Origin of the sequence: Sphingobium olei (assembly GCF_042678845.1) — a bacterium.
Taxonomy (GTDB): Bacteria; Pseudomonadota; Alphaproteobacteria; order Sphingomonadales; family Sphingomonadaceae; genus Sphingobium; species Sphingobium olei.
The window spans coordinates 23,296-29,510 of sequence record NZ_JBHTLS010000109.1 but is presented as its reverse complement, the minus strand read 5'-3'; the positions used below and the strand labels follow the sequence as shown (position 1 = coordinate 29,510).

The window sequence follows — 6,215 nt, the reverse complement described above, 5'->3', positions numbered from 1 at the left end:
GCAGTAATGTGCCGATGATCCCCCACTCGTCCTCCGTCAGCCCAATACGCTCGCCCAACGCCACCTCCAAAAGGCAGCCTTGAATCAACGCCCGATCCTGCTGTCAACCTTTGTCCACGAAACCTAGTGACTCGGGCTGCTCGGCTGGATGGCTATTCTAGCAGGTATCAGTCGCTCCAGGTCCAGTCTCTCCAAGACCCGCGCCGCTATGAGTTCCGACATGTAGTCGAAGAGCAGGACGGAAAGGGCATCTCCGACGGTGAGATCGGTGTCCATCTCCTTGCTGAGAAGGTCTCTTACCTCTTCCAGGCAGTCAGCGCTCGTCTGCGAGATGTGCAGTTCGATGCGGATGTCTCCCTGCGTGGGGATCGCGACCAGATGCTCTTTCAATGTGGTCATGTTGCGGTTCCGGATCCGGGCAAGGCTCCCATTGCGGGCTTCCAGGAGGCACTCGAGCGTTTGGTACGACCTGGTTTCGTTCGATCTAAGCCGGAGGCTTTCGGTGATCAGGCGAAGGAGGTGCTCGGAGATGTCGAGCGTACAATCTGGGGAGTCAGCGCCGGTTATGCCCACGTCCTGATCAGCCTCGTATCGAAAGGGCCCGGTAATCGTCGGGTGCCGCGGAAAGTTTATGAAACGATAATGGCTACCATCTCGCGAGTCCCACGCCGCGAATCTATAGCTGTTCTACGGCTTTCGCAATTTGGGGCAGGTTGTCCCGAGGCGAGGACAAGGTGCCCCAAAAATGGGGCGGCGTGCCCTGAATCCGTGGCGCTGCGCCCCGCCAAGCCAGTCATACCGAAACTGAACACACAAAAATTTACGATTCGCGAAGAGCTGGATCGCAGTCCGGTTGCCCGGCTGCGCGCCGACTGGTCACCCTTTGCTTGGGCGCGGTTCCGTCGCGTCTTCAACCGAAGGAAATCCACATGCAGTCTGTCCTCAAAAAGAGCGGACACGCGGAGCTGGCGATCCTCGCCCTCGCCGTGCTCCTGTTCGCTTGTCTCTTCTTCGCGGGGCCCGCGTTCGCCGGCGCCGACACGACCTTCGACACAGCGCTGACCAAGTTCACCGACTTCCTCGAGGGATCCGGCGGCAAGATCATCACCGTGCTCAGCCTTGCCGGCGGGATTGTCGCGCTCGCCTCGGGGCGGTTCTCGATGGGCCAGATCGCCATTCCCGTCGGCGTCGGCGTGGGCGCCGGCACCGGCATCCCGATCGTCACCTCGACCGTGACCGCGACAATCTGAACCGATCCGAGGCCTGGCGCGGAGTAGCAGCTCCGCCCGGGCACAAGGAGGGGGTGGTGCAATGGCCGCAGACAAGTACGTCATTCCAACTCATCTGGACGATCCCGAGCTGATCGGGCTGTGGACGGTTGATGAGTTCTTGGCGATGGTCATTCCATTCGTCTGGGGGATCCTGTCTCAGCACATCGTCATCGGCATGCTACTTTCGGGTGCAGGCTGGTGGGGTCTCAGAAAAGCTAAGGCAGGCCGGGCGACGTCCTGGCTGCTTCACCTGGCCTATTGGCATTTGCCGGCCGGCTTCACCGGTCTCAAGGCCACACCACCCTCATATCTTCGACTGATGGCGGGGTGAAATGGAACTTTCCTACAGCCATACGATTAGCCAGCGGATCCTGCGCCAGCGCAACATCCTGGCCGTTGCCGCAGCCGCCCTGGGCGCGCTCACCCTGCTGCTCTTCACGGTCGGCCTGTCGCGCGATCGGGAGATTGTGCTGCAGCCGGTGCTGCGCTCTCCGCTGACGATCAGCTCCGCGGGTGTGAGCCGGGAATATCTCGAGATGATCACCCGCGACACGGTCGTGCTGACGCTCGACCGCAGCCCGCAAAACCTCGAGTACTGGATGAATGCGGTGCTCGATATTGCGAGCCCGCGAACGCAGGGCAAGATCAAGGCCGACCTGCTCAAGATCGTCAATGAGCAGCGCGGCTCCTCGATCTCTCAGTTCTTCACCATCCAGAAGATGGAGATCGATCCCAAGAACCTCCGCTCGGAGGTGACCGGCGAGCTTCACACCATCGTCGGCAACAAGGTCATCGCCAGTGAGAACCGGACCTTCCGCTACGACTGGGAATATTCCGGCCTGTCGCTGAAGCTGGTCGGCTTCGGAATGGTGAAGACCGGCGCCGCCAAGGACCAACAGGGGAGCGACCAATGATTCCGGTCTATGCCATCGGGAGTGCCGCCCTCGGCACTGCCTTCCTCACACGCGTCTATTGCCATGCGAGCCGCTTCATTGGCGCGACCCTCGTTGCAGTCGCACTCTTTCTCATCGCCGAGCCGGCCTTTGCCGACCAGACGATCATGGCGAGCGACAGCGCGCAGGTCGATTGCACCGCCTCGGCCAAGGACCTCACACGCATCAGTCTTGTCGAAGACGAATTCGCGTCGGTGTCGAAGATCTCGACCGGCAATCCGCAGGACGACTTCTCGGTCGTCAACGAGCCGGTGCGCGGCGACATCTATCTCTCGGTGCCCGATGGCTTCGGGCGTCCCGCGCTCTCCTTCTTCACGACAAGCAAACGCGGCTATGTCTACAAGTTCGTCTGCCGCATCAGCGGCGACCAGGCCGCCCAGGTGTTCGTGTCGAACCCGGCGATCGCCAACGAGCGGGACGCGGAGAACGGTCCCACGAACCAGCTTGGCCCCCAGGATGCGGCGGTCGAGCTTGTCCAGGCGATGTATTCGAACGCCGTCGCGGACGGATATGAGATGCGTCAGCGCACCCTTCGCCCGGTCTATGTCGGGACCCTCAAGGTCCAGATGATCGCCGAGTATCGGGGGGCAGAGCTGACCGGCAGGGTTCTCCGGATCGAGAACAAGGGCGACCAGAGCGTCGAGCTCACCGAGAGCATGATCGCGCCTTCGAGCGCGCTCGCCGTGTCGATCGCCGACAGCAAGCTGGCGCCGGGCAAGGTCACCACGGCCTATCTCGTCTCGCAGAATGGCCCCAGCCCGCTCGCTGGCCAAAACACTCTCACGGGAAGGTGAGGATATGGGTCTTTCCGACATCCTGAACCGCAAGCGCCGCCCGCTCGACGGGGGCTCCGAAGAAGGGGTCTCGCCCGTAGCCGGAGACCTTGGCGGCAACGATGTGGTCCGCCGCCGTCAACGGCTGCTCCTGGCTGGCGCTGCGGGCGTGGGCCTCGTCATTTCCTCATTCTGGATCTTCGGCGGTGACGACGACAAATCCAAGCTCACCGACGATGGCGTCAGCGAGGTCAACGTCTCAACCAAGGATCTCGTCAACCGCAACCTCTCCCAGCAGGAGTGGATGGCGCTTTCCGAGAATCGCTTCCAGTCCACGGAGAACCAGCTCAAGTCGATCGACGGGCAGAACCACCGGCTCGAGATGCTGACGGCTCAGATCGAGGCCTTGAAAGGCCAGAACCAGGCGATGCAGGCCGATGGTCAGCGCGTGCTGTCAGCCTATCAGGCCGAGAACGAGCAGCTGCGTCGGCAAGTCGCGGATCGGCGCACGGCGCAGCCGCCGACGCCCGGACCCTCAGCATTGTACGGCCCCAATGGACCGCAGGCCTATCAGCGTCCCGACGGACAGGGCGGGGCACAGGGGGGCGCCCCGGTCGGCTCGCCCGCCGAGGTGAAGCTCGTCAATTTCACCACGGCCGACAGCGGAAACGCTTCGCGGGTCGCCAAGGGCAACACCGTCTACACCGACAGCGTCAACTATCTGCCGCCCAATAGCTTCGCGCGCGCGAAGGTCATCGTCGGCGTCGATGCCAGCGCCGGGGTCAATAGCCAGAGCGATCCCTTGCCGGTGGTGCTGCGCGTCACGGGCCCGGCGCGCTCGGTCTACCAGAATGGCCGCCTGCTCACGACGAAGATCGAGGGCTGCCTCATCAACGGCGCAGCGCGCGGCGATCTCTCAAGCGAGAAGGTCTACGTCAAGCTCCAGAAAATGACCTGTCCGCAGCCCGGGGGCCGCTATGCCGTGTCCGAGGTCAAGGGCTTCATCGCCTTCGGCGGCAAGACGGGCGTGCGGGGACGGGTGGTCTCGCGCGAAGGGTCGCTCGTTACGCAGGCCTTCCTGGCAGGCCTGGCCGGCGGGTTCGGTCGCGGCTTCTCCGCCAACGCCAACTCGGTCTTCCAGGGCACCAACATCACCACCAATGGCCAGCGCCAGAAGCTCTCGACCGGCGACATCCTGGAAGGCGGCTTTGGCGAAGGCGTCGCCCAGACCGGCGACATGGTCTCCAAATATCTGATCGAGCGCGCCGAGCAGTACCAGCCGGTCATCGAGATGCCGACCGGCATCGATGTCGAAATCGTTTTCCTGGAGGGTGTCTATGTCCGCAATTGACCGCATACGCACGCTGGCGCATCCGTCGCGCCTGGTCCTCACCACGCTTCTTGGGCTCAGCGTTGCCGGTATCGCGCTTGCGGCCGACACCAACAGCCCGGAAGATCGGGTCCGGCTGCTGCTGAAGACGCGGCTGCCCAAGACGCCGGTCACCGCGATCGATTGCGGGAAGATCAGTGGCCTCTGCGAGGTCACCGCCGGCGCCAATCTGTTCTACGTGGACACCGGGGCGCGCTTCCTCGTCATCGGGCGTGTCTATGACATGCAGACCCGGCAGGACATCACCGCCGCCCGGCTGCTCGAAATGAACCCCGACATGCTCGTGGGTGCCGCGGCGAGGGCCAATGCCACGGCCAACGCGGGCGGTGACGACGAAAGCGCCCAGCTCGCGGCCGCGACGCCTGGGCGCGCCGAGAAGCTGGCCCGCCCTGCGACGCCGCAAAAGCTCTCGCTGGCAGAACTGCCGCGCGACGGTGCGATCGTCTGGGGCAATCCGTCGGGCCAGACGGTCACGGTCTTCACCGACTTCCGCTGCGGCTACTGCCGGGCGCTGACCAGCGTACTGAAGGATATGAACCTTCGCGTGGTCGAACGGCCGATCTCGGTCCTGGGAAGCCGCGACGTGGCGGATCGCGTCTACTGCGCCAGGAACCGTGAAGCCGCCCTTCACGCGGCTTATGCGGGCGAGGAGGTAAAGGGCGGCGCATCCTGCGACACCTCTGGCCTCGATGCGAACGAGGCCTTCGCCCACCGCCATGGTCTGAGCGGTACGCCCGTCATCGTCCGTGGTGACGGCGCGGTGATCGAAGGTTACCGCCCGCGCGCGTTCCTCGAAAATTGGCTCAAGGGAGGGCAGTCGTGACGCGGCGGTCCTCCACGGCGCGCGTTGGCGCGCGCCTGCGGCTCTGGCTTGCCGGCACGCTTGGCCTCACCAGCCTGCTCGCGCTGAGCGGTTGCGCCAGCCTCGGCGGTAATGTGCGCGGCAGCTTTTCTTGCGCCGCACCGGATGGAATCTGCGCGCCGAGCTCGACAATCGACGATCGCGCCCTGGCGCTCATCTCCGCCGACGCTTCCGAGGCCGATACCTTGCCCACGGGCAATCAGCGGCAACCCATGCGCGGGCGGTCAAACCGTGCGGAGGTTATCCAGCCAGCTCGCCTCGCCGCGGCCGACGCGGGCCGCACACAGGAGAAAGTGCTGCGGATCGTCTTTCAGCCTTACATCGACGAGCGGGGACGGCTCCACGAAGCGAGCGCGGTCCATGCGGTCGTCGCCCGCGGCGAGTGGCAGCAGCAGGCGCTGAAGCAGGAAACCTTGCCGCCACGACGCACCGCGGCCGCCGCTTCGGCTCTGCCGGAATCGCTGGCCGACGCGGTCGACCGGGCCGATCCACCGCTGGATGGTCTGGCCGCCGCTGATCCGAATGCGCCGGATCCGGCTGCCGTTGCTGCCGCGCGGGCACGCAAGCCCGATGCGGCGCCAGATCCGATCAGTGCAATCAAAGCGGATGTCAGGACGCGCCTTGCCCCCAGGGCGCAAGCGGCGTCCGGCTCGGGAACGGCGGCGGCTTTGAGCCACTCACCGCCGGCTGCCGTCCCGTCGATGCTCCCACCCCCCTCAGGGGTATCGACGGGCGGCAGTCCCGAAGCAAAGGCGCCGGTACCACCGCCGGCTGCGAGCGTGGTCGGAACGGAGGCGGCCGCGCGCGTGAAGGCCGATCCCCGCTACCAGGCGGTCGCGAACGGCGCCGCGCAGGGTGCGCGGGATGCCGCCGCCGCGCAGTCGGGCACGCAGGCCGCACCCGCCGCAATCGCTCCGACCGTGAAGGCTGCGAATTTCCCCGCAGCCGTCCAGGAGGACAAGTGAG

8 protein-coding genes are annotated in these 6,215 nt (G+C 65.0%); 7 read left to right on the top strand and 1 reads right to left on the bottom strand.

From position 1 onward, the window contains the following. Positions 1–123 precede the first annotated feature (123 nt). Positions 124–573 (bottom strand): hypothetical protein, encoded by a 450-nt coding sequence (locus ACFQ24_RS07405; RefSeq protein ID WP_380910176.1) that lies wholly within the window; start codon positions 571–573, stop codon positions 124–126. A 356-nt stretch (positions 574–929) separates the two neighbouring features. On the opposite strand from ACFQ24_RS07405, the gene ACFQ24_RS07400 reads away from it, so the two are divergent. The 7 genes from ACFQ24_RS07400 to ACFQ24_RS07370 all read left to right on the top strand — a co-directional run bounded on the left by ACFQ24_RS07400 (position 930) and on the right by ACFQ24_RS07370 (position 6,214). Continuing rightward, positions 930–1,250 carry a TrbC/VirB2 family protein gene (locus ACFQ24_RS07400; protein WP_380910174.1) on the top strand — a complete coding sequence of 107 codons (321 nt, stop codon included), beginning with the start codon at positions 930–932 and terminating at the stop codon, positions 1,248–1,250. 61 nt (positions 1,251–1,311) lie between these two features. Further along, positions 1,312–1,602, top strand: a complete 291-nt coding sequence (gene traL, locus ACFQ24_RS07395) for a type IV conjugative transfer system protein TraL (RefSeq protein WP_380910173.1) — start codon at positions 1,312–1,314, stop codon at positions 1,600–1,602. A 1-nt stretch (position 1,603) separates the two neighbouring features. Next, the gene (locus ACFQ24_RS07390) at positions 1,604–2,185 is read left to right on the top strand and encodes a type IV conjugative transfer system protein TraE (protein WP_380910171.1); all 582 of its coding nucleotides are present in this window, start codon (positions 1,604–1,606) and stop codon (positions 2,183–2,185) included. Continuing rightward, positions 2,182–3,018: a type-F conjugative transfer system secretin TraK gene (locus tag ACFQ24_RS07385; protein WP_380910169.1), complete on the top strand. Its 837-nt coding sequence runs from the start codon at positions 2,182–2,184 to the stop codon at positions 3,016–3,018. The genes ACFQ24_RS07390 and ACFQ24_RS07385 overlap by 4 nt, the downstream gene beginning before the upstream one ends. 4 nt (positions 3,019–3,022) lie before the next feature. Next, on the top strand, positions 3,023–4,348 hold the full coding sequence (locus ACFQ24_RS07380) for a TrbI/VirB10 family protein (protein ID WP_380910167.1): 1,326 nt from the start codon (positions 3,023–3,025) through the stop codon (positions 4,346–4,348). Further along, positions 4,335–5,210 carry a DsbC family protein gene (locus ACFQ24_RS07375; protein WP_380910165.1) on the top strand — a complete coding sequence of 292 codons (876 nt, stop codon included), beginning with the start codon at positions 4,335–4,337 and terminating at the stop codon, positions 5,208–5,210. The genes ACFQ24_RS07380 and ACFQ24_RS07375 overlap by 14 nt, the downstream gene beginning before the upstream one ends. Next, a complete protein-coding gene (locus tag ACFQ24_RS07370) occupies positions 5,207–6,214 on the top strand; it encodes a TraV family lipoprotein (protein WP_380910163.1) in 1,008 nt (335 codons plus the stop codon). Before ACFQ24_RS07375 ends, ACFQ24_RS07370 begins: the two co-directional genes overlap by 4 nt. Position 6,215: the final 1 nt, after the last annotated feature.